This is a genomic window from Dyella japonica, from assembly GCF_040545895.1.
GTDB classification, from domain to species: Bacteria; Pseudomonadota; Gammaproteobacteria; order Xanthomonadales; family Rhodanobacteraceae; genus Dyella; species Dyella japonica_D.
In genome coordinates, this window is sequence record NZ_JBEPMU010000002.1 from 74452 (window position 1) to 97880 (window position 23429).

A 23429-nucleotide genomic window follows, 5' to 3' on the forward strand; every position below is an offset into this window, starting at 1 on the left:
AGGATGGCGGGCAAACAGACCCGGCCCGAAGGGTTGGTCACAGCAGCCCGGCAGGCAGCGGCCCGCGGCTTGACCTGACGGCCAGTCAGGCGCTGCGCCACGGCCCACTGCCTGCCGGGCTGCTGTGACCAACGTGGGTGATGGGAAGACATGGGGCGCGCCCTCAAAATCCGAATTCGCTCAGGAGGCGATCGGCCTCGTCCTGGCTGGTGACCTTCACCGGACCAGCGGAGGCTTCGCCAGACGCGAGTGCGCCCGTAAGGCTCACCAGTTCCAGCAGCGAGTTCTCCACGCTGCCGATGAAGTTCACCACCTTCTTGATGCGCTGGCCGGAGAGATCCTGCCACGACTGCGCCACCACGAAATCGGCCAGGCCATCGCGGCAGGCGTTGGCGAACGACTGCGACTGCTTGGCCAACACGTGGGCGACGTCGCTTTCCGAAGTGCCGTCGATCACCGCGCCGGCGTTCTCGGCCAGCGCCTCGGCCTGCGGGCGCATGCGCTCGACGAAATCGAGCGAGCGATGCGCGGCCTGCGAGCTCATTTCCAGCACGTCTTCCAGGTGCTTGCGCGCATCGGCCACGCTGCCCGGCACGCCTTCTTGCGCGAGGTCGCCGCCGAGGCGGCGCACGGCATCGTGCAGGTCGCGCGCCAGCAGGCCCAGCGCGCGGAACACGCGCTGTTCGCGCTCGCGCACCAGCACGTCCAAGGCCTGCTCGAAAGCGGCGCCGTCGGCGCTGTTGAGCAGGTCGTGCAATTCCTTCGGCATCGTTTCGCCGGCCATCAGGGAGAGTTGTGCGTTCATGCGTTGGCTCCGCTGGCGGCCAGGCGTTCGAAGATCTTGCTCAGCTTTTCCTGCAGGGTGACGGCGGTGAACGGCTTGACGATGTAGCCGTTCACGCCCGCCTGCGCAGCGGCAATGATCTGGTCGCGGTTGTTCTCGGCAGTCACCATGAGCACCGGCATGCCCTTCAGCGAGGGCTCGGCGCGGATGGCGCGCAGCAGGTCGATGCCCGTCATGTTGGGCATGTTCCAGTCGGTGACGACCATGTCGAAGGCGTTGTTGCGCAACATGGTGAGCGCGTTCTCACCATCGTCGGCTTCCTGGATCAGCCCGTTGCTGAAACCCAGTTCGACCAGCAGGTTGCGAACGATGCGCCGCATGGTGGAGAAGTCGTCCACCACGAGGATCTTCATATTCTTGTCCAAACGCTTTCTCCGCTGCGCGTAGATATGACTTGTGTTGAACAGGAACGAGCGACGAGTGGCGAGAGCGCAACGACCGAACGTCGGTTCGACCCCAGCCGGCGCAGCGACCGTCCGGGATCGCGCCCTTACTAATCGCCCCTCGTCCCTTTACGTTTCCTGCCTTCCTTCTCCTGCCCCTCATGCCAGCCGCTCATCCGCGCCCGCAAGCGCACGATGGCCTGGCCGTGGATCTGGCACACGCGCGATTCGGTCACGCCAAGCACGGCACCAATCTCCTTGAGGTTCAGTTCTTCCTCGTAGTACAGGGACATCACCAGCTGCTCGCGTTCGGGCAGGCCGCCGATGGCTTCCACCAACGCCTCGCGCATGCCTTCGTGCTCGACGCTGTCCGCCGGGCTCAGGCTGTCGCCGTCGGCCACGTCGAACGCCGCGCCACCGTCCGCATCGTCCGGTGCGGAGAGGCTGAGCAGGCGCGCACTCGCCGCGTCGGCCAGCACCTGGTGATATTCCTCGGCGCCCATGCCCAGCCGCCGCATCACTTCGGCGTCATCGGCATCAGAACCGGTTTCGATTTCAATCTGACGAACGACCTCCGCCATTTCGCGCACTTTTCGATGCACCGACCGTGGGGTCCAGTCGGTGCGCCGCAATTCATCGAGCATCGCGCCACGGATGCGGATACCCGCAAACGTCTCGAAGCTCGCGTTCTTGCCGGTGGTGAAATTGCGCGCGGCCTCCAGCAAACCGATCATGCCGGCCTGAATCAGGTCGCTCACGTCCACGCTGGGCGGCAATCGACCCATCAGGTGATAGGCGATCCTTCGCACGAGGGGAGCGTGCTGGCGAACCAGTTCGTCGGCACTCTGCCGTTGCAGCTGCAGATATTCGGAAGCCACACTCATTTCACCACCCCGTTGCTACTGCGGCCTGCCTGCTGAAAAAGGCGATGCGATCCAGGCCCAGTCGCTCGGGTTCACCCCATGTATCGACCGCAACTGCCAATTGCTTGAATGCCAATCCCGATCGGCTGGACGGCCACAGGTCCACCACCGCGCTCTGGCGGCGGATGGCCTGCTTGAGCCGTTCATCGCTCGGCACGTGGCCCATGAATTCCAGCGCCACGTCGAGGAAGCGATCGCAAACTCGTGCGAGTTTCTGATGCAGCTGCCTCGCCTCGCCCACGTTGCGCACCATGTTCGCCACCATGCGGAAGCGGCGCACGCCGAAGTCGCGGCTCAGCACCTTGAGCAGCGCGTACGCATCGGTCAGCGAGGCCGGCTCGTCGCACACCACCAGCACCACGTCGTCCGCCGCGGCGGCGAACATCGCCACGTTGTCGGAAAGTCCTGCGGCGGTATCCACCACCAGGTAATCGGGCGGTGACACCAGATCGTCAAATGCGCGGATCACCGCGGCGTGCTCGCCCGCGCCCAGCTGCGAGAGTCGGCGCGTGCCGGAGCCGGCGGGCACCACCTTCAGGCCATGCGGCGCGGTCATCAGCAAGTCCTCGATGGAGCAGACGCCGTCGAGCAGGTGGCCGATGTGGCGCGTGGGCGTGAGGCCCAGCAGCACGTCGATGTTGGCGAGGCTCATGTCCGCATCGAGCAGCATCACCTCGTGCCCGCCCATGGCGAGTGCCATGCCGAGATTCACCGACACCGTGGTCTTGCCCACGCCACCCTTGCCGCCGGCCACCGCGATGGCGCGGCAACGCTTGCGCGGCGCGCTGCCGCTCAAGCCATAGGCCTGGTCCTGCACCGGGGCCTGGCGGCTGTGTCGCTCGGTCAACGCACGCAGCATGCTTTCCAACCCCATCGCCTGGTTCATTGCGAAGACACCGTTCATGCGTTTGCCACCGCTAGTCCGAAACGATCCGCCATCAGTAAGTCATCGGCCGGCGCGTTGCTCTTGAGCACTTGTGCGGCACGGCACACCAGCACCCGGGCATCGGCTGTGGCGATGTCTTCGGGCACGCGCTGGCCGTCGGTGACGTAATCGAGCGCGAGCCGGTGACGGATCAGCACCGACAGCGCGCCGCCGAGGCTGGGTGCCTCGTCGAGTTTGGTGAGAATGCAGGCGTGCGGCTTCACCGGAAGGTAGGCACGCACCGCCTCGTCGAGCGACGACGCATGCGCGTTCGCCGCCATGACCAGGCAGGCGCGCAAGTCGCCGCCGTTGCCCAGCACGTCGAGTTGTTCGGCAAGACGCGGATCGCCACCGGCCAGGCCGGCGGTATCCACCAGCACAGTGTGATGGCCGCGCAGCAATTCCAGCACGTGGCGCAGGCTGTCGGCGTCATAGGCGGGATACACGCGTACGCCGAGCAGGCGGCCGTAGTGTTCCAGCTGCGCCGCGGCGCCGATGCGGTAGTGATCGGTGCTCACCAGCGCCACCTGCGATGCGCCATTGCGCATCACCGCACGCGCGGCGAGCTTGGCGATGGTGGTGGTCTTGCCCACGCCGGTGGGACCGACCAGCGCGGTCACGCCGCGACGCTCCGAGTGATCGCGCGGGCTGATCGACAGGCTGCGGCTGAGCACGCCCAGCGGCAGATAGCGCGCCTGTTCGGCATTGATCTCCACCGGCAGCTCGCCCACCAGCTGGCGCGCGACATCGGGCTCGATGCCAAGGCGCGTCATCTCGCGCAACACGCGGGCGCGCATCGGCTGGCGGCGCTCCATGTCGTTCCAGATCAGGCTCGACAGCTGCGTTTCCAGCAGATCGCGCAGGCTGCCCAGTTCGGCGCGAACGCGTGCGGTGTCCTGCATGGCGCGTTCGAGCAGCGGATGGATGGACGCCGCGGAGATGTCGGCGGCTGCCGCAGCCTGCGCGCTTTCCAGCGCCGCGTTCTTTTCTTCCAGCGCCTTGACCAGCGTGGCCGCCTGCGCTTCGGGCATGCGGGCAACGGGCGGCTCGATGGCCGGTTCGTCACGCAACGGCAGCGCACGGCGCGAGAGCGACACGGAAACGCCATCGTCGTCGCGACGGTTCGTCGTCGGCAGCGGCGGCGGCGTAACGTCGGCCCGACGCGACGCGATGGGCTTCACTTCGGCCCTCGGCGCGGACGCAGCGGCCGGCGCGCGGTTTTCCACTTCCAGCGGTGCGCCGTGACGCGCGGCTTCGCGCACCAGGGCTTCGTCGAAATCCACGGCCGCGATGATCTCGATGCCGTCGTCCATCCGGCGCGTGGAAAGGATGACCGCATCCGGCCCCTGGTCCTCGCGCACTTCACGCATGGCCTGACGCATGTCCGGGGCCACGAAACGCTTGATCTTCATGCCTTGCTGCTCCAGCGGCGACGGACGGGCGACGAGAGTTCCACGCGTGCGGCGACGTGCGGCGCGGCGCCATCACGGTGTGCTGCCGATGTCGACTTCTCGTTGATCACGCTTGCGCTCGTCATGTCCCGTCCTTTCCTCGTTGCTCGCCTTGTTTTCAGCGACCCAATGCCTGCACCAAACGCACTCGGCGGTTGTCCGGCACCTCGTTGTAAGCGAGTACGTGCAGGTTCTGTGCCACATGGCGAGTGAAGCGCGCGAGCCACGGACGCAGCTGCGGCGCGACCAGCAAAACGGCCGGTTCGCCGCTCATTTCCTGCTTGCGCGCGGCGTCGGCAACGCCTTGTTGCAGGCGGTCGGCAAGGCCCGGTTCCACCGCGGCGCCCGCCACACCGCCATTTGCGAGCGATCCCAGCAGGATCTGCTCCAGTTCCGGCGCCAAGGTGATGACGGGAATCTCGGTGCCCAGCCCCGAGATCTCCTGCACGATCTGGCGACCCAGCGCCACGCGTACGGCGGCGGTGAGCGCGCCGGGATCCTGACTCTGGCTCGCGTGCTCCGCCAAGGATTCGACAATGGAACGCATGTTGCGGATCGGCACGCGCTCGGCCAGCAGGTTCTGCATGACCTTGACCACCACGCCCAGCGACAGGCGCTTGGGCACCAGGTCTTCCACCAGCTTGGGCGTGGTCTGCGCGAGGCGGTCCAGCAGCTGCTGCACGTCCTGGTGGCCGAGCAGTTCGTGCGCGTGGCTCTGCAGGATGTGCGACAGATGCGTGGCCACCACCGTCGCCGGATCGACCACGGTGTAGCCCAGGCTCTGCGCCATTTCGCGCTGGCCCGGCTCGATCCACAGCGCTTCGAGGCCGAACGCCGGATCGCGCGTGGCGATGCCCTGCAGGCCTTCCTGCACGCGACCGGGATTGATGGCGAGCAGGCGATCATTGTGCACTTCGGATTCGCCCATCGGCACGCCCATCAGGGTGATGCGATAGGTGTTGGGGCCCAGGTCCAGGTTGTCGCGGATATGCACCGCCGGCACCAGGAAGCCCAGCTCCTGCGAAAGCTTGCGACGCACCGACTTGATGCGGCCCATCAGCTCGCCGCCCTGGTGCGTGTCCACCAGCGGAATCAGGCGATAACCCACTTCCAGGCCCAGCGGATCGACGCTGGCCACGTCTTCCCAACCGAGTTCCAGACGTTCCACCGGCGCGGCCGGCGCCGGCAATTCGGCGGCAGCCTTCGCCACCTGTTCCTTCGCCTCGCGCTCGCGCTTGATCATCAGCCACGCCGCGCCACCGCAGGTGCCGCCGAGCAGCAGGAAAGCGATGTTCGGCATGCCAGGAATCAAGCCCATCACGCCGAGCACCACGCCGGCCACGGCCAGTGCGCGCGGCTGCCCGAACAACTGGCCAACGAGCTGCTTGCCCATGTCGGTGGACTTGGACACGCGCGTCACGATCACCGCCGTGGCGATGGACAGCATCAGCGACGGCACCTGCGCCACGAGGCCGTCACCGATGGTGAGCAGCGTGTACGTCTTGGCTGCTTCGCCCGCGGAAAGCCCGTGCTGGAAGATGCCGACGAAGAAGCCGCCGACGATGTTGATGATCAGGATGAGGATGCCGGCCGTGGCGTCGCCGCGCACAAACTTCGAGGCACCGTCCATCGAGCCGTAGAAATCCGCTTCCTCGCGAACTTCCTGGCGACGGTCGCGCGCCTGTTCCTGGTTGAGCAAGCCGGCGTTGAGATCGGCGTCGATGGCCATCTGCTTGCCGGGCATGGCATCGAGGGTGAAGCGCGCCGTCACTTCGGACACGCGCGTGGCGCCCTTGGTTACCACCACGAAGTTGATGATGGTGAGGATGGCGAACACCACCAGGCCCACGGCAAAGTTACCGCCGATGACGAATTCGCCGAATGCCTCGATCACCTTGCCCGCCGCGCCAGGACCGTCGTGGCCGTGCAGCAGCACCACGCGCGTGGAAGCGATGTTGAGCGCCAGGCGCAACAACGTGGCCATCAGCACCACGGTGGGGAACGCGGCGAATTCCAGCGGACGCATCACGTAGATCACTGCCAGCAGGATCACCAGCGACAACGCGATGTTGAAGCTGAAGAGCATGTCCAGCAGGAACGGCGGCAGCGGCAACATCATCATCGCCAGCGCGGCGAGCATGATCACCGGCGCGCCGAGGCCGCGGCGTCCGAGCGACTTGAGATTGCCTAGGGCGGTAGCGTTTGCCATCACTGTTCCATCAGAACTTGTAGGGACCCATCAGGTCCGGATCGACGTCGGGTTGCGGTGCCTTCGGCGGCGCATCGCCGCGCGATACCGCCTGCTTGAGCTGGAACACATACGCGAGCACCTGCGCCACGGCGACGTAGAGCGCCGAGGGAATCTCGCGATCGATCTGGGTGGTGGCGTACAGCGCGCGCGCCAGCGGCGGCGCTTCCACCGTGGGAATGCGATGGCTGGAGGCGACCAGGCGTATCTGCAACGCCAGCTCGTCCATGCCTTTGGCGATCACGCGCGGCGCACCCATGCGGCCTTCGTCGTAGCGCAGCGCCACGGCGAAGTGCGACGGGTTGGTGATCAGCACGTCGGCCTTGGGCAGCTCCTGCATCATGCGCTTGCGCGCCATCTGGAACTGCAGCTGGCGAATGCGGCCCTTGAGTTCCGGGTTGCCGTCGCTTTCCTTCGATTCGTCCTTCAGCTCCTGGCGCGTCATGCGCAGGCGCTTGGTGTGGTCGAACTTCTGGTACAGCGCATCCGCGCCGCCGATCAGCGCGAGTATCGAGCCAAACAGCAGCGCGCCGTGGCCGAGCAGGCTCATTGCCTTGAAGGTGCCTGCGCCCACTTCGCCGCGGCCGGTGGCCATCAGGTCGTCCTGCCAGTTCTTCAGCACCATCACCAGCACGGCGCCGATCAACAACAGCTTGAGCAGCGACTTGGCCAGCTCCACCAGGCCGCGCATGGCGAAGATGCGACCCAAGCCTTCGATGGGATCGAGCCGCTCGAACTTCGGCTGCAGCGCTTCGGCGCTGAAATTGAGACCACCGAGCAGCAACGGCGCCGCCAGTGCGGCAAGCATCGTCGCCAGCGCCACCGGCGCGAACAGCGACATCGCCTCGTGCATGGCCAGCGACAACACGCGGCCGGGCAGCTGATCGGAGAACAAGGCATCGCGCCCGTAGCTCAGGCCAAGCCCATAGATGCGGTGCACATGCACCATCGCCGCTTCGCCACCGCTCATCAATGCGGATACGCCGGCCAGCACCACCACCGCACCCGACAGGTCGCGCGAGCGCGGTACGTCGCCCTTCTCGCGCGATTCGCGCAGGCGTTTTTCGGAAGGTTGTTCGGTGCGTTCCTGATCGTCGTTCTCGGCCATGGCGCTGTCCTCAACCGCCTGCCAGTTCGCGCATCAAGGTCCATGCGCTGTTCTGCAGTGATTGGAACGCACCCGGCACGGCATGCAGCGATAGCCACAGCGCGACGAAGCCCAATGTCACCGTGATGGGAAAGCCCACCGCGAAAAGATTCATGGACGGCGCCGCGCGACTGATCGCGGCGAAGCCGATATTGACCATCAGCAGCGACGTCATCGCCGGGAGTGCCACGCGCACCGCGCCGCCGAACAGATGCGTGGCGAATCCGAGCACGGCATACAGGCCGTTCGTGCCGATTACCGACTGCCCCGGCGGCAGCGTGTGGAAACTGTCGGCCAGCAAGGAGATCAATTGCAGATGGCCGTTCATGGCCAGGAACAGCAGGGTCACCATCAGCAGATAGAACTGGCTGAGCACCGGCGAACTGCCGCCGCCGCGCGGGTCCACCGTTTCGGCGAAGCCAAGGCTCATGCTCTGGCCCACCAGTTGCCCGCCCAGCGACACCGCCTCGAAGGCGAGCTTGAGCACGAAGCCGATGGCGGCGCCCATCAACAACTGGCTCGCCATGGTGGCGATGCCCTCGGCCGACATCGGATTGATGGTGGTCGGCGCCAGCGGCGCCAGCACCATCGCGAGCATCAGCATGATGCCGAGGCGAATGCGTTGCGGCAGCACGGCATCGCCGAACACGGGCGCGATCAGGCACAGCCCACCGACGCGGGCCATGGCCCACAGCAAGGAGCCGATCAGGCCCTGCATCTCGGCGAGCTGCACCGTGGTCATTTCACTGCCCCGGGCAAGCTCTCGATCAACTGGCGCGTGAACTGCACCAGCGTGCGCAGCATCCACGGGCCGGCGATCAATGCCACCAGGGCCATGGCCACCACCTTCGGGATGAAGCTCAAGGTCATCTCGTTGATCTGCGTGGCGGCCTGCACCACGCCAATGACCAGGCCCACGAACAGCGCGGTGAGCAGCAGTGGCGCGGCCACCATCATGGCGACGTAGAGCGCGTGCTGGCCGAATTCGATGACGGATTCGGGCGTCATGTGTAGAAGCTCCCCGCCAACGTGCCCAGCAGCAGCGTCCACCCGTCCACCAGCACGAACAGCATGATCTTGAACGGCAACGAGATGATGGTGGGCGACACCATCATCATGCCCATCGACATCAGCACGCTGGCCACCACCAGGTCGATGATCAGGAAGGGAATGAACAGCAGGAAGCCCATCTGGAACGCGGTCTTCAACTCGCTGGTGACGAAGGCCGGCATCGCCACGCGGAACGGCACGTCGTCCTTGCTCGCATAAGGCTGCTCGTTGGCCAGATGCGTGAAGAGCTGCAGGTCCGCATCGCGCGTCTGGTCCAGCATGAAACGCTTGAACGGTGCGGCGGCGGCAGGCACAGCCTGCTCGGCCGCCATCTGGCCGTCCATGTACGGCTTCACGCCGTCGGTGTACGCATGGTTGAGCACCGGCGACATCACGAACAGCGTGAGGAACAGCGACAGGCCAAGCAGGATCTGGTTCGACGGCGTGGACTGCGTGCCCAGCGCCTGACGCAGGAAGCTCAGCACGATCATGATGCGCGTGAACGACGTCATCATCAGCAGCACGGCCGGCAGCAGCGTCAGCACCGTCATCAGCGCGAGCAGCTGCAGCGACAGCGTCCAGTTCTGCGCACCGCCCGGAGCGTTCTGCACGGTCAGCACGGGAATGCCCGCGGGCGAACCCGGCATCTGCGGCATCGAAGGCATGGCGGGCATGGCCGCTGCGGCGCACGCCAGCATCGGGCACACCAGCAGCAGTACCAGGAGCATCCAGCGGAACGACTTCATCACTTGCGCTTCCAGCGGGCCAACACGTCGCCGAACGGCGCCATCGGCGGTTGCGGTCCGGCTTCCGGCGCGGGCGCCACGCCTTCGTAAACGTGCAGCGTGCGCATGCCGCCCTGGCCCATGCCGATGAGCAGGCGCTTGCCGTCCGCATCGATCAGCATCAGGCGATCGCGCGCGCCCACTGCCATGGTCTCCACGCAGCGTAGTCGACGCCCACCCGGCGTAGTGCGCGCCTGCAGGCGGCGGCTGAGCCAGCCGGCCACGAAGATCAGCGCGACGATGGCGGCGAGGCTCAACATCACGCGCACCAGTTCGCCGCCGACGTTGATCTCGGGCGCCGCGGCTACCGGCATGACAAGGGCAAGCATCATCGAACTCACCGCAGCTTGCGCACGCGTTCGGCCGGGCTGATCACGTCGGTGAGACGGATACCGAAGCGATCGTTGATCACCACCACTTCGCCATGCGCCACCAGCGTGCCGTTGACGAACACGTCCAGCGGTTCGCCGGCGGAGCGGTCGAGTTCCACCACGGAACCCTGGTTGAGCTGCAGCAGGTTGCGGATGCTGATGCGCGTACGGCCCACTTCCATGGCAAGCGTGACCGGTACGTCGAGGATCATGTCGAGATTGACTTCGGCGCCCTCGCCCATCGGGGCGCTGAGCTGGTCGAACTCCACGCGCTGGGTAGCGCTGGCGGCGTCATTGGGCGTGGTCATGCGAGGTCAATCTCCAGGGTGGTTTCGGTCGACAGGCGAATCTCGCGCCGGCCGGTCGGGGCATGGAAGCGCACGGCGTTGCGGCCGTTGTTCTGGCCATAGCGGCCGCGGAACACGGGCACGTCTTCGGCGAAGACGGTGCTGAATTCGGGCAATTGGATCGGCAGTACGTCGCCGGGACGAAGACGCAGGAATTCGCCAATGCTCAGGCGCGTTTCCAGCAGCAGCGAGCTCAGCTCCACTTCCGCGTCCAGCACTTCGTCCTGCAGCGTTTCGGCCCAGCGATGATCGCGATCCACGCGATCGCTCTGCACGCCCGCATCGAGCAGCGTGCGGATCGGCTCGACCATCGCGTACGGCAAGGTCAGGTGCACTTCGCCGCCACCGCCGTCGAGTTCGATATGGAACTTCGACACCACCACCGTCTCGGTGGGGCTCACGATGTTGGCGAACTGCGGATTGATTTCGGAATTGAGGTATTCGAAGTTCAGCGGCAACACCGGTGCCCACGCTTCCACCATCGAGGCGAACAGCTCGGTGAGCATGATCTGGATGACGCGGTTCTCGGTGGGCGTGAAATCGCGGCCTTCGATGCGCGCGTGGAAACGGCCGTCGCCACCGAAGAAATTGTCGATCACGGTGAACACCAGGCGCGGCTCCATCACTACCAGCGCGGTGCCGCGCAGCGGCTTGATGCGCACCAGGTTCAGGTTGCTCGGCACCGCCAGCGCGTGCACATACTCGGCGAACTTCATCATCTTCACGCCGAGCACCGACACTTCGCAGGTCTTGCGCAGCACGCCGAACACCGCCGTGCGGAAGAAGCGCGCAAAACGGTCGTTGACCATTTCCAGCGTGGGCAGGCGGCCGCGCACGATGCGGTCCTGCTGGGTGAAGTCGTACGAGATCACCGCATCGGGCGGCAACGGTTCGTCATTGCCCGTTTCGACGGCGCCGCCTTCCACGCCGTCGAGCAGGGCGTCGATTTCTTCCTGTGAAAGCAGGTCGCTCATCGCTGCGTTCCCGTCACTGCATCACGAAGCTGGTGAAGTACAGCGCTTCCACGCCCGGGCGACCCAGGCGCTTCTCGAGGATCTTGCGCACGGCGTCCAACGCCTGCGCCTGCAGCTTCTGCTTGCCGGCGGCGTCGCTGAGGATGGAGTAGTCCTGGCTGCTGAACAGCATGACCAGCGCGTTGCGGATCACCGGATCGGCTTCCTTCGCGGCGGCCAGTGCGGCCGCATCGTGCGACATCAGGCTCACGCCCACCTGCAGGAAGCGCATGGACTGGTCGTCCTTGAAATTGACCACGAACGGCGGATCCATCGTGAGGTACTGCTCCTGCTTGGATAGCACCACCTTCGGCTCGTCCGCTCCCTCGCCGCCATGCGCACGCGCGCCCATCACCAGATAGCCCGTCACGCCGGCCATGGCGAGCAAGGCCACGCCCATGATCATCACGACCTTGTTCGATCCCTTCTTCGGCGCCGCTGCCGTGCTTTCTGCTTGCTCGTTCTGAGCCATGCGAACTCGATCCCTATCAGTGTCTGGTCGTCGGCCACCCGCCACGGGCGGCACATGCCCATTGGTTGCAAACGGCATGCCATCGACGGGATGCGTTGGTGTGCTTGGGTTTGCGAGGTGTCGCGACGGAAACGCGGCGCTTTCTTGACGCGTGTCGGGGATTGGGCGCGACGGGGTGGTGGCGGTTGTCGGAAGGTTGTCGCGGGGGGTGTGGGTGTTTCTTGGCGAGTTGTCCTGGGCCTCTAGGGGAGCCGTGGACGTGAGCCTGATCTTTCGCTCGTCATTCCTGCGAAGGCAGGAGGCGCTTTTCAACAGCCGAAGGCTGGTCATCCAGTGACTTTGCGCTTGGTTATCGCGAGTCCGTTGCTCGCTCTTATGCGGCGCTACCGCGATCAGGCCGCCTACGCGGCGGGCGTTTCGATCGGCTGCCGCCGCTCGAGTCACTTTTCTTTTGCTGGCCCAAAAGAAAAGTAACCCAAAGAAAATGGCCTTCAGAGCAAAGGCTCGCAGCATCGTGCTGGGATAAGCCCGAACGCTTGAGGATGGTTGTGGCGGGACACCCATGGGAGGCTCCACAGCGGGCACTCCGTAGCACCGCGCAACGCGCCCGAATCGCAGAGGACTTAAGGCGGAGCCTCGCTTCGCATCGGCCTTTGCTTTGGCTTCGCTTTTTAAGTTGATCCGCGATGCATCGCACTTCTCCCTCTCCCCTTGCGGGAGAGGGTTGGGGAGAGGGGGCGGGTGCTCGCGAAAGCATCCCTACTTCGCGCTTTGCTCTTTGCTCTTTGCTCTTGGCTCTTTGCTCTTGGCTCTTGGCTCTTGGCTCTTGGCTCTTGGCTCTTCGGGGTCCCCGTATGACAGCGGCGGGCGGGTGGAGGAAAGCCCGTAGGGTGGCCGCATGGATGCGGCCAGTTTTTCGACAGGACATGGATGTCCTGTCGAAAAACCCCGTAACCCGACCGCGTACCTTCCGTCCAAAGGACGGAAGGCGCGTCATCCGGGGTGCCTTTCTCTTTGGTTACTTTCTCTTGGGCAAGCAAGAGAAAGTGACCCGGCCTCCGGCAGGAGGTCGGAAGCCCGCGGCAGGCGAGCCAGATCGCGACCACGCGAAAACCAGACGCAAAGTCACTGGATGACCAGCCATTCGGCTGTTGAAAAGCGCCTCCTGCCTTCGCAGGAATGACGAGCTAAAAAGCCCGACGATCTTCACCGACGACGCAAGATCATTGCCCACACTCCCTTCACAAGCGAGAGCGAGAAAAAACTAGGCAAACATATCCACCAATCCCACCGCCTTCACCACCGGCGCCGCGATCGAAGCCAACTCACCCACACCCTCCGCCAACCCACTCTCACTACCCGACGAAGAACTACCAGGCGAACCCGCCTGCCCCGAACCCTGCCCTGTATTCCCCTGCCCCACCATCGCCTGACCCAACGACAAGCCATGGTGAGCGAGCATCGAGTCGAGCTGGCTCAGTGTCTGCTGCACCGCATGCACAGCCTGCGGGTGCTGTGCGATGAAGGCCACGTCCACGTGGTCCTGTTTCACGCTGACCTTCACATCGAGTTCGCCGAGGTCTTCGGGGTGCAGGCGGATGCGCGCTTCTTTCACGTCCTGGCCGCCAAGCCACGTCACCTGCTGGCTCAGCTCCTGCCCGAACGCCGGCGATCCCACGCTGGACTGCATGGTGAGTGCATGCGGGGCCGGTGCGGTGATGGCGCCGGAGGGCGCCTGCGGTTGCTGCGACATGGCCTGGGCGGCGAGATTCTTCAGCGCCTCCAGCGAATCGCTGTGATCGCTCTGAGCTGATGGCGTTGCCAAAGCCTGCAGCGCCGTGGTGAATGCATCGCCCTTCGCGCCCTGCGTGGCATCGGAAGCCGTCGTGTCGACGGTCTCATCGCCGTCATTGGCATCCTCTCCAAGCATGGAAAGGCTCTTGTCCTTGACGCCATCCATGGCCTTGGTGAAATCGCCTGCGTTGCCAGCCTTCGCCTGCCCCACTGCCTGCGTGGCAACCTGCGCTGCGCCCAGCAAGGCAACGTTGGCCGAGGTCACGTTGGAGGTGGCAGCTGCCGTCACCGCGTCGGTTGCATCGTCGCCATCCGCAGCGGCGGGCACCGCGCTGGCGGCCGCGGAAGCCGGCACGCTCTGTCCCAGCAGGGCGAGCATCGCTGCAGCGACGTCGGGCGTGGCAGTGTCGGACTTGTCGTCGTCCTTGTGATCCTGCTTGCCCGTCGATGAAGACGCCGACGCTGACGAGTCAGACGGTGCGTCCTTCGATGCCGCAGGCCTTCCCTGCGCCGGACGCGACGGTTCCGTTTGCCGCGCCAGCTGCTGGTGTGCCTGCTGCAACGGCTTGCTGAAATGGTTGTTGGGATCGGTGGACGAAGGATTCGTCGCGTCGTTCGCGGACGAATTCGTCGGCGGCGCCACGTTCACCACCGGGGCAATGGACGGCGTCATGGGTTGATCTCCTGCAATGCGTTCATGGATGTCGTCACGAGAAGCCCCTGGACGGACGCCGATGCTGCATGCGCTCGTCGATCTCGGCCTGTTCGCGACGGTCCTCGCTCTTTCGTTCCTGCTCGCGATAGCGGTCGATCACGCTTCCCAGTGCCTGTTCGCGGGCGTGTGCTTCGCGCCACTGGTTGCGTACGCCATCGAGAAGCCGGCGCTGGCGTGCCACTTCGTTGACCTGTTGCGCAATCACCTGGTCGATGCGTTCGACGAACTGGCGACGGTTGAGCAAGGCGCTCACGCTCACGCCGCCCTGCGCATCGGCATATTCGGCGCGGTATTTCCGCAGTTCTTCCAACTGGTGTTCGGCCTTGGCGAGCTTCTGCTGTTGCTCGGCCAGGCGCTGCATGGCCGCTTCCTGGCGATCGTGCGCGAGGTCGGCAGCGGGTTGCAGGCGGTTGGCGCGGGATGTCACGGCGTACCTCCGGCGGTGAGCGCTTCAAGGCCGCCAATCGCGTCGGCGAGTGTGGTGGGCGCATCCACTTCCTGCTGCAGGAAGTCGCGCAGCTTTGGCCACATGGCAATGGCGTGATCCACCTGCGGGTCCGAACCTTTTTGATACGCGCCCACGGCAATCAGGTCGCGCTGCTGGCGATAGGCCGAATACACCTGGCGAAAACGCTGGGCGGAACGCAGATGCTCGCGCTTCACCACGGCCGGCATCACGCGGCTGATCGATGCTTCGATGTCGATGGCCGGATAGTGACCCGCTTCGGCCAGGTCGCGCGACAGCACGATATGACCGTCGAGAATGGCGCGCGAGGCATCGGCGATGGGATCGTGGCGATAGTCATCGCCCTCGGTCAGCACCGTGTAGAACGCGGTGATGGAACCACGCCCTTCGGCATCGTTGCCGGCGCGCTCCACCAGCGCGGGGAGCATGGCAAACACCGACGGCGGATAACCCTTGGTGGCCGGCGGCTCGCCGATGGCGAGCGCGATCTCTCGCTGCGCCTGCGCATAGCGCGTGATCGAATCCATCAGCAACAGCACGCGCTGGCCGCGGTCGCGGAACCACTCGGCAATCGCGGTGGCGTACTGCGCGCCGCGCAATCGCTTGAGCGGCGGCGCATCGGCCGGCGCGGCGACGATCACGGCGCGCGCGCGACCTTCGACGCCCAGCGTGTGCTCCACGAATTCCTTCACTTCGCGGCCGCGCTCGCCGATCAGGCCCACCACCACCACGTCGGCGTCGGTGTAGCGCGTCATCATGCCCAGCAGCGTCGACTTGCCCACGCCCGAACCAGCGAACAGGCCCAGGCGCTGGCCACGACCCACGGTGAGCAGCGAGTTGATGGCGCGCACGCCGGTGTCCAGCGGCGTGTCGATGGGCTTGCGCGCCATCGGGTTGATCGGTTCGTTCTTGAGCAGCGCGTGCTCGTCCACATCGAGCGGACCGAGGCCATCGAGCGGCACGCCATCGGCGCCGATCACGCGACCGAGCAAGGCCATGCCCACCGGCAGGCCGCTGGTGTGCGCGCAAGGGCGCACGCGCGCATTCGGCAATACACCGTGCATTTCCGTCACCGGCATCAGCAGGAGGCGTTCGTCGGCGAAACCGACCACTTCGGTATCCAGTTCGCTGCCATCGGCCGTGGTGACCAGGCAACGCGCGCCCAACGGCGCCTCGCAACCTTCCGCTTCCAGCGTGAGGCCCACCACGCGACGCAGGCGGCCTTCCACGGTGAGCGTGCGTGCGCCGATGGCACGCTGGCGACGACGCGCCAGCCGTTCCTGCCACAACGCGGTGCGCGAAGGGCTCGGCTGCGCGTTCATCCACGCACCTCGTCAGCGTCTTCGTCGGTTTCTTCGGCTTCGGCGCCGAGCACCGCATCCACTACGGCGGCAAGCCGGGTTTCCACGCGTGCATCGAGGCGCGAGCGTTCGCTTTCCAGCATGCAGTCGCCGCGCTGCAGGCTGCTGTCGGGCATCAGCTGCCAGTGCGATTCGACCATGTCCAATGAGCGGAGCAGCGCAAGATCCTCAGGATGCAGGCGCACGCGCAGGTTGCCGCTGGCCGACGGCAGCGCGAGCGCCGCCTGGCGCACGGCTTCCACCACCAGATCGGGCGCGGTGCGCAGCTCATGCGCGAGCACCTGGCGCGCCACCGTCATGGCCAGGCGCGTGAGTTCGAGTTCGACCAGTTCGTCCATGCTGCGCAGCGGACGCGCGGCGGATTCGAGCAAGGCATCAAGGCGTTGCATGCGTGCCTGCAACACCTCGCGCGCTTCCGCCATACCCTGCGCGTGGCCGGCCGCATAACCTTCTTCGCGCGCCTGCTGCTCGATCGCTTCGAGATCGCGCACCGTCGGCTGCTGCGCCGGTTCCGGCGTCGGCTCGGCGGCCACCGGTTCGCCCATCTCGGGCAGAAGCCAGCGTTCGAAGGCGGGCAGCTTGTCGCGGTTCATGACGGCATTCATGCGACCAGCTCGTCACCCGTGCCGGAGAGATTGATGGCACCGGAATCGGCCAGCTTGCGCGCGATGGCGAGCACTTCCTTCTGCGCCGAATCGACTTCGCTGAGGCGCACGGGGCCGGACACTTCCAGGTCGTCACGCAGCATGTCGGCCGCGCGCTTGGACATGTTGGCGAAGATCTTTTCGCGCACGCCCGGCTCGGCGCCCTTGAGCGCGGTGACCAGGCGGGCGGTGGGCACTTCGCGCAGCAGCGTCTGCATGCTGCGGTCGTCCAGGTCGCCCAGGTCTTCGAACACGAACATCAGTTCTTCGATGCGGCCGCTGAGGCCCGAGTCGTGCGTGCGGATGGCCGCCATCAATTCGTTCTCGCGACTGGTTTCCATCGCGTTGAGGATGTTGGCTGCCGCCTTCAGGCCGCCCACGCTGGCGGACTTGAGTTTCTTGGTGTTGCCGCCGGTGAACTGGCGCTCCATGATTTCGTCGAGTTCGTTCAGTGCATGCGGTTGCACGCCGTCGAGCGTGGCAATGCGCATCACCGCATCGCTGCGCACGCGCGGCGGCAGGTAGCCGATCACTTCGGCGGCCTGGTCCGGTTCGAGATGCGCCAGCACCAGCGCGATGATCTGCGGATGTTCCTGGCCGATCATTTCGGCGATGGCGCGGCTCTCCATCCACTTGAGCGATTCCAGGCCCTTGCTGGTACGGCCGAGCAGGATGCGGTCGATAAGGCCGCCGGCCTTGTTCTCGCCCAGTGCGTTGACCAGGATCTTGCGGATGTATTCCTCGGTGCCCACGCCCAGCGAGGTGTGGCGGCCCATGTCTTCGTTGAGACGGCCAAGCACCATTTCCACTTGTTCGCGCGTGACGTTGGTGAGCCCGGCCATGGCCGAGCCGACCGCCTGCACGTCGCGTGCGCTGAGATGCTTGAGCACCTCGGCCGCGTCCTGCTCGCCCAGCGTGAGCAGCAGGATGGCCGCGCGCTGCGCGCCGCCGATGGGTGTTTCTGCCTTCATGATTCGGTCCGCCCGCTAGCCGTGGTCGGTTGTGCCGCGCGTGCAAGCGCGCGATATCGATGCGTGGTCAGCAATCGATGCTGACGGAAAGGGCTCGGAGCGAGCATGCGATCAGCCGCCATCTTCGCCCACCCAACTCTTCACCACCTGCGCCACCTGCTTGGGGTTCTCGCCCACCATGCGGCGCGCGATGCCGATGCGCTGTTCGTACGCGAGCTGCGGCGGTACGCCGAGCTTGAGCACGTCGTCGGTATCGTCCTTGTCGTCCACGCGTACCGAGAGGGTCGGCGTGTTCATCGACGTCACGTCGGCCAGCGCAAGCTCGCGGCTGGACGACGGACCGCGTGACAAACCGCGCAGCAACGGACGCAGCAGGCCGAACGCCACCAGCAACGCCACCACGATGCCTGCCGCCTGCTTGATCAGGTCGAGCATGCCCGGGCGTTCCCAGAACGGTTGCGCCGGTGCGGCCACGTCGGTGCCGGGGTCCTGGTGGAACGGCTGGTTGATCACGCTGACGCTGTCGCCGCGCGCTTCGTTGTAACCGACGGCGTTGCGCGCGAGCGTGGTGAGGTGTTCCAGTTCCTGCGGCGTGAACGGCACGCTCTTGGTGCCGCCCTTGTCGCCCGTCACGCTCTTGTTGTCCACCACCACCGCCACGGTGAGTCGCGCAAGGCGGCCCGCCGGATCGCTGACGTGGCTGATGGTGCGATCGAGTTCGTAGTTGCGCGTGGCGCTGCTCGTGCTTGCGCTCGGGCCGCTGCTTTGCGCCGTCGCGGCCGTCTTGCCCGCAGCGCCCTTGCCTGCCGCAGGTTTGGCGGCGGTAGGTTGGGCCACCGTGTTCGGCGGCTGGTTGCTCAGCGCACCGGGAATCGACGCGTCGTTCGCTTCGCCGGTGTGTTGCTCGCTATTGGTCTGTTCGCTGCGCAACGCGGGATGTTCGTGATCGAACGTCTCGGTGGCTTTTTCGGTTTCGCTGAAATCCAGATCCGCATACACCTGCGCGCGCACCTTGCCCGGACCGACCAGCGGCGTCAGCAGTTCTTCGATGCGTTGCGCGTAGGTGTTCTCGATGCGCGTGGCCAGGCGCAGACGCGTGTCGCCGATGGCGCTTGCACTGCCCGGATCGGTGGTGGTGAGCAGCTGGCCCGCCTGATCGACCACCGACACCTGCTTGGGATCGAGGCTGGGCACGCTCGACGCCACCAGGTGCACGATCGCCGCCACCTGGCTCGCATCGAGCTGACGGCCCGGATACAGCGTGACGAGCACCGAGGCGCTCGCTTCCTTGTTGTCGCGAATGAAGGCCGACGGCTTGGGCAACGCCAGATGCACGCGCGCCGCGCGCACCGACTGCAGGCCGGCGATGGTGCTGCCAAGATCGGTTTCCAGCATCTGCTGGTAGCGCGTGCGCTCGGCCAGATCGCTCATGCCGAACGGCGAATCAGCGCCCGGCGCCGTGGTGGTGGCCGCGCTTCCTTGGGGCAAGCCTTGCGATGCAAGTTTCAGGCGGATGGCCGCCAGATCGGACGCAGGCACCATGATGGAATTGCCATCGGCACCCAGCGTGTACGGCGTATTGGACGCCTGCAGCGCCTGCGTGACCGCGGCGGCATCCTTCTGTTCGAGACCGGCGTAAAGCAGGCCGTAGTTGGGGCCGCGTGACCACAGCACCACGGCAACACCAAGAGCAACAGCCGCGGCGACGCCCACCAAGAGCAACAACTGACGTGTTGCCGGCGTGCGCGCAAGCTGCTTGAGGTCCAGGCGAGAACCGGGTTTTTCGTCGGTGGTCGCGAGGGCGTTATCGGCCATGAAGACTCTTCTTCTTCAAAGAACCGGTCAGACCGGCATGTTCATGATGTTGTTGTACGCGTCGACCAGCTTGTTCCTCACCTGGGTCAACGTGTTCAAGGAAAGGTCGGCCTTGTTGATGGCCACCATGGTGCGGCCGAGGTCCGCGCCTTCATCGCCACGTTCGAAGCTCGCCGCCTGGTTGCCGGCATCCATCTGCGCATCGGCCACCGAGGAAATGGATTTCTTGAGCAAGCTGGAGAAATCCGTCTGCCCTGGCGCGGCCGCCGTGAACGATTGCTCGGCCGGCTTCGTCTGAAGCGAGAGCTGGCGCATCTGCGACAGCAGGTTGTTGACGTCGATCTGACTCATGACGGAATTCCAACGCGTGAAGAGTTATCGGGGGTGTTACTGCACGACGTGTGCCATGAGGCGAGATGTGAGTGGGGAGGATCGAGTAGTGAGACAAAGCGTGACGCAGTTCCGCTTTTGAGACGTGAGTGAAGAGGCGTGCGTCGCGCGGGAAAGGCAAGCTGCGCCCCTCTCACGTCCCACTCCTCTCAACTCACTCCTGCTCTTACGCCTGCAGGCTGGGTTGCAAGCCGTACTTGCGCAGCTTTTCCACCAAGGTCGTGCGCTGCATGCGCAGCAGCTTCGCCGCATGCGCGACCACGCCACCGGTAACGTCAAGCGCTTGACGGATGAGACCCACCTCGATGTCGGCCAGGTGATCCTTAAGATCCAGGCCACCTTCGGGCAGCATCACCAGCGAGTCGGTGGAAACCACGGCCATCGGCTCGGGCAGTACGGTGGAGTGCCCGGTCATCAGCGACAACAGCGCCGCGCCGCGCACTTCTTCCACGATCTGCTGGCCGCGATATTTTTCCGGCAGGTCGCTCACGCGCACTTCGCTGTGCGGATAGAGAATGGAAAGACGCTCGACCAGGTTGTACAGCTCGCGCACGTTGCCCGGCCATGCATAGTTGTGCAGCGCGTTCATTGCGCCGGCGCTGAAGCGCACGCCACCCAGGCCGCGACGCGACAGGCGCTGGTTGAACTCGGCCACCAGCTCCGGCAGATCGTCCAGGTGCTCGCGCAACGCGGGCATTTCCAGCGGGAACACGCTCAGGCGGTAATAGAGGTCTTCACGGAACTGGCCGTTGTTGATGGCCTCTTCAAGGTTGCGGTGCGTGGCGGCGATGATGCGCACGTCGCAGCGCTGCGTACGGTTGCTGCCCACGCGTTCGAACACGCGCTCCTGCAGCACGCGCAACAGCTTCACCTGCATCGGCAGGCTCATGTCGCCGATTTCGTCCAGGAACAGCGTGCCGCCTTCGGCCAGTTCGAAGCGACCCTTGCGGGTGCTGATGGCGCCGGTGAATGCGCCCTTTTCATGGCCGAACAGTTCGCTTTCCAGCAACTCGGCCGGAATCGCGCCGCAGTTGATGGCCACGAACGGCTTGTCGCGACGCGAGGAACATTCGTGGATGCTGCGCGCGACCATTTCCTTGCCGGTGCCCGATTCACCCAGCACCAGCACGCTCGAATCGAACGGTGCCACCTGGCGAACCAGTGCATTGACGCGCCCCATCGGGCCGGAGCTGCCAACGAGCTTCAGTTCGGGGCGACGCGCTGCCTGGGCCTGCGGTCCACGCAAGGTCTCTGACAGTTGGTCATAGCGCAGCGGGAATTCGATGATGCCCACGCGGCTCGTGGTCGCTGCACTGTCGTTGCCCAGGCGAGGAAGCCACTGCGAATCGGCGGCCATCAACACCATCGCCTGATTCGAGGCCGTGCCCAGTCGAGCAAACTGCCGCTCGGCTTCGGCGTCGTCCCACACATTGCCCACATACACGGCACGCCATGCGTGCGTCGCCTCGTCCACCGCTTCGCATTCTTCGCCGCGTTGCGGCCGATAGCCGAGAAACTCCAGCGCCGAAACGACTGACTCCGCCCTGCGGTGATCGGATTCGATCACCAGTACGTCGAACTTGCCCATGTGATGCTCTCGTGCGTGCTGCTTCATTGGTGTCCCCCTGGATTGCACCTGCCGCGTGACGACAATCCGTCGCTGTCCGCGAGAGGGAATGAGCAAGAAGAAGGCCAGCCGATCACAACTTTTCGACGCGACGCTGGCACGCACGCCTGCCGGTGAGCGTCACCTCATGTAAACGTTGCCAAAAAGCGCCGCAGCCGTGCGCCACAGATCACTGAATTCGCTCAAAAAAAATCCCGAGTCGAAATGCTCGGGAAGGTGACCCTGTACGACACCCTTTCGAGATGTGCGTCAAAGAACTTTCGTGTCGGCTTTCCGTAGCGTGATAGCGATCACATTACGATTGTGAACCCAGTCCGCGCGCTATGAGACGTTCGAACGGCGCTCTGCCACTTTACGTCGGTGATGGCGGAACACGAGTCGCTCAATCGCGTCACATGTCGCCTCGTCCATCGATTCGAACGAAACGAAAACGTGATCTGCATCACGTTCTTCCACGCGGCGTGCCGTGAGTTCCAGCGGCAATGCCAGGCATCCGTCGAAATGCAGTCGCACCAAAGCGTGCTCCTGGCCGACGGGCCACAACGACAGCGGCAATAACGCGCCAAGCGCGTTGAAGCTGACACGAATGCGCGGCGGCAATTGGGCATCGCGCTGAAGCAGCTGGTCGAGCATGGCCATCATGACGTTGAGCTTGCTGTCCAGGCGCTGCATGTCCTGGGCTAGCGGACTTTCTTCGTCCATCGCTTCGCTGCGACGCTCGTTGAAGACGGCAAGCGTGCCAAGCACGCTGAGATTGCGATCGCGCATGGCGGCACGCTGCAGTTCGCCCAAGCCCTCGGGCAGCGCCACGCAACTGGCGTGAAGGCCGTCGTCGTAGGTGACTCGCTCTGAAAATTCCTGCCAGGAAGCGTCTTGCATGGGTCCCTCGTTGCGCTGGGCCGCACCATGTCACGGCCGCGAGGGATTATGCGCGCTCCCGGCCAGGTGTCACCGGGTTATTCGAAGCCGGCGTGAAGATAGGCGCTGAGTGCGCGATGGCGATGCTGGTGTTGCCCAAGATCTTCACCAAGGCGTTCACGCTGTTGACGAGCCAGCTCACGGACTTCCTCCGTATGGGCCAGCAAGGTCTTGAGCAGCGGCAGTGCTTCCGGATCGGTCGTCGGCAGCGTGCTGATGTGGAGGCCTCGATCGGCTTCCAGTTCCGCCACGGCATCCCAATCGCCCACGCGGGCGGCGGCGAGCATGCGTTCGCTGAGGTCCAGCAGATCGGCGTGCGTGATCCCGGCCATGCTCAGGCCACCGCGGTGGGCTTGGCGCCCTGGGTGGCCAGGAACTGGTCGCGGATCTGGCGCCAGCCGTCGCGCACCGGCGTGAGCAGATCCACCACTTCGTCGATGGCGCGCTCGTCGTTGTTGAGCTGCGCGTGCAGGAGCCGGCGGCTCACGTAGTCGTAAAGCGCATCGAGGCGGCTTGCCAGCGGGCCGCCCTGCGCGTGGTCGAGGCTGCCGCGCAACTCGCTGATGATGGCGTGCGCGCGACTGAAGTGCATGCCCTTGGCGGGCACGTCGCCGCGACGGATCGCGCCGCGTGCCTGGTTGATGCGATCGATCGCGCCGTCGAACAGCATGCTGGTGAGCTGGTGACGGTCGGCGCCTTCCACGCTGCCGCGCGCGCTGGTGTCCTGATAGAGCGCACTGGCGTTGCGCATGTAGCCGTAGGTCATGGT

26 protein-coding genes are annotated in these 23429 nt (G+C 65.2%); all 26 read right to left on the bottom strand.

Features of this window, described 5'->3' with window-relative positions; genetic code table 11:
• Positions 1–163: 163 nt before the first annotated feature.
• The 26 genes from ABIC75_RS07060 to fliS all read right to left on the bottom strand — a co-directional run bounded on the left by ABIC75_RS07060 (position 164) and on the right by fliS (position 23426).
• Positions 164–805 (bottom strand): protein phosphatase CheZ, encoded by a 642-nt coding sequence (locus ABIC75_RS07060; protein WP_354013148.1) that lies wholly within the window; start codon positions 803–805, stop codon positions 164–166.
• Positions 802–1209, bottom strand: a complete 408-nt coding sequence (gene cheY, locus ABIC75_RS07065; protein WP_354013149.1) for a chemotaxis response regulator CheY — start codon at positions 1207–1209, stop codon at positions 802–804. Before cheY ends, ABIC75_RS07060 begins: the two co-directional genes overlap by 4 nt.
• Before the next feature lie 128 nt (positions 1210–1337).
• On the bottom strand, positions 1338–2111 hold the full coding sequence (locus tag ABIC75_RS07070; RefSeq protein WP_354013150.1) for an RNA polymerase sigma factor FliA: 774 nt from the start codon (positions 2109–2111) through the stop codon (positions 1338–1340).
• A 1-nt stretch (position 2112) separates the two neighbouring features.
• On the bottom strand, positions 2113–3054 hold the full coding sequence (locus tag ABIC75_RS07075) for a MinD/ParA family protein (protein WP_436407889.1): 942 nt from the start codon (positions 3052–3054) through the stop codon (positions 2113–2115).
• Entirely contained in the window at positions 3051–4487 is a 1437-nt protein-coding gene (gene flhF / locus ABIC75_RS07080; RefSeq protein ID WP_354013151.1) for a flagellar biosynthesis protein FlhF, read from the bottom strand. Before flhF ends, ABIC75_RS07075 begins: the two co-directional genes overlap by 4 nt.
• Entirely contained in the window at positions 4484–4612 is a 129-nt protein-coding gene (locus ABIC75_RS07085; RefSeq protein ID WP_354013152.1) for a hypothetical protein, read from the bottom strand. The genes flhF and ABIC75_RS07085 overlap by 4 nt, the downstream gene beginning before the upstream one ends.
• A 32-nt stretch (positions 4613–4644) precedes the next feature.
• Positions 4645–6735, bottom strand: a complete 2091-nt coding sequence (gene flhA / locus ABIC75_RS07090; RefSeq protein WP_354013153.1) for a flagellar biosynthesis protein FlhA — start codon at positions 6733–6735, stop codon at positions 4645–4647.
• A 10-nt stretch (positions 6736–6745) separates the two neighbouring features.
• A complete protein-coding gene (gene flhB, locus ABIC75_RS07095; protein WP_354013154.1) occupies positions 6746–7882 on the bottom strand; it encodes a flagellar biosynthesis protein FlhB in 1137 nt (378 codons plus the stop codon).
• A 10-nt stretch (positions 7883–7892) separates the two neighbouring features.
• Positions 7893–8663 (bottom strand): flagellar biosynthetic protein FliR, encoded by a 771-nt coding sequence (fliR, locus tag ABIC75_RS07100; RefSeq protein WP_354013155.1) that lies wholly within the window; start codon positions 8661–8663, stop codon positions 7893–7895.
• Entirely contained in the window at positions 8660–8929 is a 270-nt protein-coding gene (fliQ, locus tag ABIC75_RS07105; protein WP_354013156.1) for a flagellar biosynthesis protein FliQ, read from the bottom strand. The genes fliR and fliQ overlap by 4 nt, the downstream gene beginning before the upstream one ends.
• Positions 8926–9717, bottom strand: coding sequence for a flagellar type III secretion system pore protein FliP (gene fliP / locus ABIC75_RS07110; RefSeq protein WP_354013157.1), 792 nt, complete (start codon positions 9715–9717; stop codon positions 8926–8928). Before fliP ends, fliQ begins: the two co-directional genes overlap by 4 nt.
• Positions 9717–10088 carry a flagellar biosynthetic protein FliO gene (gene fliO / locus ABIC75_RS07115; RefSeq protein ID WP_354013158.1) on the bottom strand — a complete coding sequence of 124 codons (372 nt, stop codon included), beginning with the start codon at positions 10086–10088 and terminating at the stop codon, positions 9717–9719. Before fliO ends, fliP begins: the two co-directional genes overlap by 1 nt.
• 5 nt (positions 10089–10093) lie before the next feature.
• Entirely contained in the window at positions 10094–10435 is a 342-nt protein-coding gene (fliN, locus tag ABIC75_RS07120; RefSeq protein WP_436407890.1) for a flagellar motor switch protein FliN, read from the bottom strand.
• On the bottom strand, positions 10432–11448 hold the full coding sequence (gene fliM, locus ABIC75_RS07125) for a flagellar motor switch protein FliM (RefSeq protein ID WP_354013159.1): 1017 nt from the start codon (positions 11446–11448) through the stop codon (positions 10432–10434). The genes fliN and fliM overlap by 4 nt, the downstream gene beginning before the upstream one ends.
• Positions 11449–11461: 13 nt before the next feature.
• The gene (locus tag ABIC75_RS07130) at positions 11462–11959 is read right to left on the bottom strand and encodes a flagellar basal body-associated FliL family protein (RefSeq protein ID WP_354013160.1); all 498 of its coding nucleotides are present in this window, start codon (positions 11957–11959) and stop codon (positions 11462–11464) included.
• A 1264-nt stretch (positions 11960–13223) separates the two neighbouring features.
• Positions 13224–14426: a flagellar hook-length control protein FliK gene (locus ABIC75_RS07135; protein ID WP_354013161.1), complete on the bottom strand. Its 1203-nt coding sequence runs from the start codon at positions 14424–14426 to the stop codon at positions 13224–13226.
• Positions 14427–14460: 34 nt separating this feature from the next.
• Complete coding sequence (fliJ, locus tag ABIC75_RS07140; protein ID WP_354013162.1) at positions 14461–14895, bottom strand: flagellar export protein FliJ; 435 nt, start codon at positions 14893–14895, stop codon at positions 14461–14463.
• A complete protein-coding gene (gene fliI / locus ABIC75_RS07145) occupies positions 14892–16256 on the bottom strand; it encodes a flagellar protein export ATPase FliI (protein ID WP_354013163.1) in 1365 nt (454 codons plus the stop codon). Before fliI ends, fliJ begins: the two co-directional genes overlap by 4 nt.
• Positions 16253–16900, bottom strand: a complete 648-nt coding sequence (locus tag ABIC75_RS07150) for a flagellar assembly protein FliH (protein WP_354013164.1) — start codon at positions 16898–16900, stop codon at positions 16253–16255. Before ABIC75_RS07150 ends, fliI begins: the two co-directional genes overlap by 4 nt.
• Positions 16897–17892 carry a flagellar motor switch protein FliG gene (gene fliG / locus ABIC75_RS07155; RefSeq protein WP_354013717.1) on the bottom strand — a complete coding sequence of 332 codons (996 nt, stop codon included), beginning with the start codon at positions 17890–17892 and terminating at the stop codon, positions 16897–16899. Before fliG ends, ABIC75_RS07150 begins: the two co-directional genes overlap by 4 nt.
• Positions 17893–18021: 129 nt before the next feature.
• Positions 18022–19725, bottom strand: a complete 1704-nt coding sequence (fliF, locus tag ABIC75_RS07160) for a flagellar basal-body MS-ring/collar protein FliF (RefSeq protein ID WP_354013165.1) — start codon at positions 19723–19725, stop codon at positions 18022–18024.
• Positions 19726–19752: 27 nt separating this feature from the next.
• A complete protein-coding gene (gene fliE / locus ABIC75_RS07165; protein ID WP_354013166.1) occupies positions 19753–20076 on the bottom strand; it encodes a flagellar hook-basal body complex protein FliE in 324 nt (107 codons plus the stop codon).
• A gap of 205 nt (positions 20077–20281) precedes the next feature.
• The gene (locus ABIC75_RS07170) at positions 20282–21703 is read right to left on the bottom strand and encodes a sigma-54 dependent transcriptional regulator (RefSeq protein ID WP_354013167.1); all 1422 of its coding nucleotides are present in this window, start codon (positions 21701–21703) and stop codon (positions 20282–20284) included.
• Between the two features lie 360 nt (positions 21704–22063).
• Entirely contained in the window at positions 22064–22621 is a 558-nt protein-coding gene (locus ABIC75_RS07175; protein WP_354013168.1) for a PilZ domain-containing protein, read from the bottom strand.
• A gap of 77 nt (positions 22622–22698) precedes the next feature.
• Positions 22699–22992, bottom strand: a complete 294-nt coding sequence (locus tag ABIC75_RS07180) for a flagellar protein FliT (protein WP_354013169.1) — start codon at positions 22990–22992, stop codon at positions 22699–22701.
• A 2-nt stretch (positions 22993–22994) separates the two neighbouring features.
• The gene (gene fliS, locus ABIC75_RS07185) at positions 22995–23426 is read right to left on the bottom strand and encodes a flagellar export chaperone FliS (protein WP_354013170.1); all 432 of its coding nucleotides are present in this window, start codon (positions 23424–23426) and stop codon (positions 22995–22997) included.
• Between the last annotated feature and the right edge of the window lie 3 nt (positions 23427–23429).

Excerpts from the sequence above, each read along its gene's own strand:
- ABIC75_RS07060 (WP_354013148.1), bottom strand. The coding sequence starts at position 805 with ATGAACGCACAACTCTCCCTGATGGCCGGCGAAACGATGCCGAAGGAA.
- flhF (WP_354013151.1), bottom strand. The coding sequence starts at position 4,487 with ATGAAGATCAAGCGTTTCGTGGCCCCGGACATGCGTCAGGCCATGCGT.
- fliO (WP_354013158.1), bottom strand. The coding sequence starts at position 10,088 with ATGATGCTTGCCCTTGTCATGCCGGTAGCCGCGGCGCCCGAGATCAAC.
- flhB (WP_354013154.1), bottom strand. The coding sequence starts at position 7,882 with ATGGCCGAGAACGACGATCAGGAACGCACCGAACAACCTTCCGAAAAA.
- fliR (WP_354013155.1), bottom strand. The coding sequence starts at position 8,663 with ATGACCACGGTGCAGCTCGCCGAGATGCAGGGCCTGATCGGCTCCTTG.
- fliQ (WP_354013156.1), bottom strand. The coding sequence starts at position 8,929 with ATGACGCCCGAATCCGTCATCGAATTCGGCCAGCACGCGCTCTACGTC.
- ABIC75_RS07150 (WP_354013164.1), bottom strand. The coding sequence starts at position 16,900 with ATGAATGCCGTCATGAACCGCGACAAGCTGCCCGCCTTCGAACGCTGG.
- ABIC75_RS07170 (WP_354013167.1), bottom strand. The coding sequence starts at position 21,703 with ATGGGCAAGTTCGACGTACTGGTGATCGAATCCGATCACCGCAGGGCG.
- fliN (WP_436407890.1), bottom strand. The coding sequence starts at position 10,435 with ATGACCACGCCCAATGACGCCGCCAGCGCTACCCAGCGCGTGGAGTTC.
- ABIC75_RS07180 (WP_354013169.1), bottom strand. The coding sequence starts at position 22,992 with ATGGCCGGGATCACGCACGCCGATCTGCTGGACCTCAGCGAACGCATG.
- ABIC75_RS07175 (WP_354013168.1), bottom strand. The coding sequence starts at position 22,621 with ATGCAAGACGCTTCCTGGCAGGAATTTTCAGAGCGAGTCACCTACGAC.
- ABIC75_RS07070 (WP_354013150.1), bottom strand. The coding sequence starts at position 2,111 with ATGAGTGTGGCTTCCGAATATCTGCAGCTGCAACGGCAGAGTGCCGAC.
- ABIC75_RS07085 (WP_354013152.1), bottom strand. The coding sequence starts at position 4,612 with ATGACGAGCGCAAGCGTGATCAACGAGAAGTCGACATCGGCAGCACAC.
- fliP (WP_354013157.1), bottom strand. The coding sequence starts at position 9,717 with ATGAAGTCGTTCCGCTGGATGCTCCTGGTACTGCTGCTGGTGTGCCCG.
- ABIC75_RS07135 (WP_354013161.1), bottom strand. The coding sequence starts at position 14,426 with ATGACGCCGTCCATTGCCCCGGTGGTGAACGTGGCGCCGCCGACGAAT.
- fliE (WP_354013166.1), bottom strand. The coding sequence starts at position 20,076 with ATGAGTCAGATCGACGTCAACAACCTGCTGTCGCAGATGCGCCAGCTC.
- fliI (WP_354013163.1), bottom strand. The coding sequence starts at position 16,256 with ATGAACGCGCAGCCGAGCCCTTCGCGCACCGCGTTGTGGCAGGAACGG.
- fliF (WP_354013165.1), bottom strand. The coding sequence starts at position 19,725 with ATGGCCGATAACGCCCTCGCGACCACCGACGAAAAACCCGGTTCTCGC.
- fliS (WP_354013170.1), bottom strand. The coding sequence starts at position 23,426 with ATGACCTACGGCTACATGCGCAACGCCAGTGCGCTCTATCAGGACACC.
- ABIC75_RS07075 (WP_436407889.1), bottom strand. The coding sequence starts at position 3,054 with ATGAACGGTGTCTTCGCAATGAACCAGGCGATGGGGTTGGAAAGCATG.
- fliM (WP_354013159.1), bottom strand. The coding sequence starts at position 11,448 with ATGAGCGACCTGCTTTCACAGGAAGAAATCGACGCCCTGCTCGACGGC.
- ABIC75_RS07130 (WP_354013160.1), bottom strand. The coding sequence starts at position 11,959 with ATGGCTCAGAACGAGCAAGCAGAAAGCACGGCAGCGGCGCCGAAGAAG.
- flhA (WP_354013153.1), bottom strand. The coding sequence starts at position 6,735 with ATGGCAAACGCTACCGCCCTAGGCAATCTCAAGTCGCTCGGACGCCGC.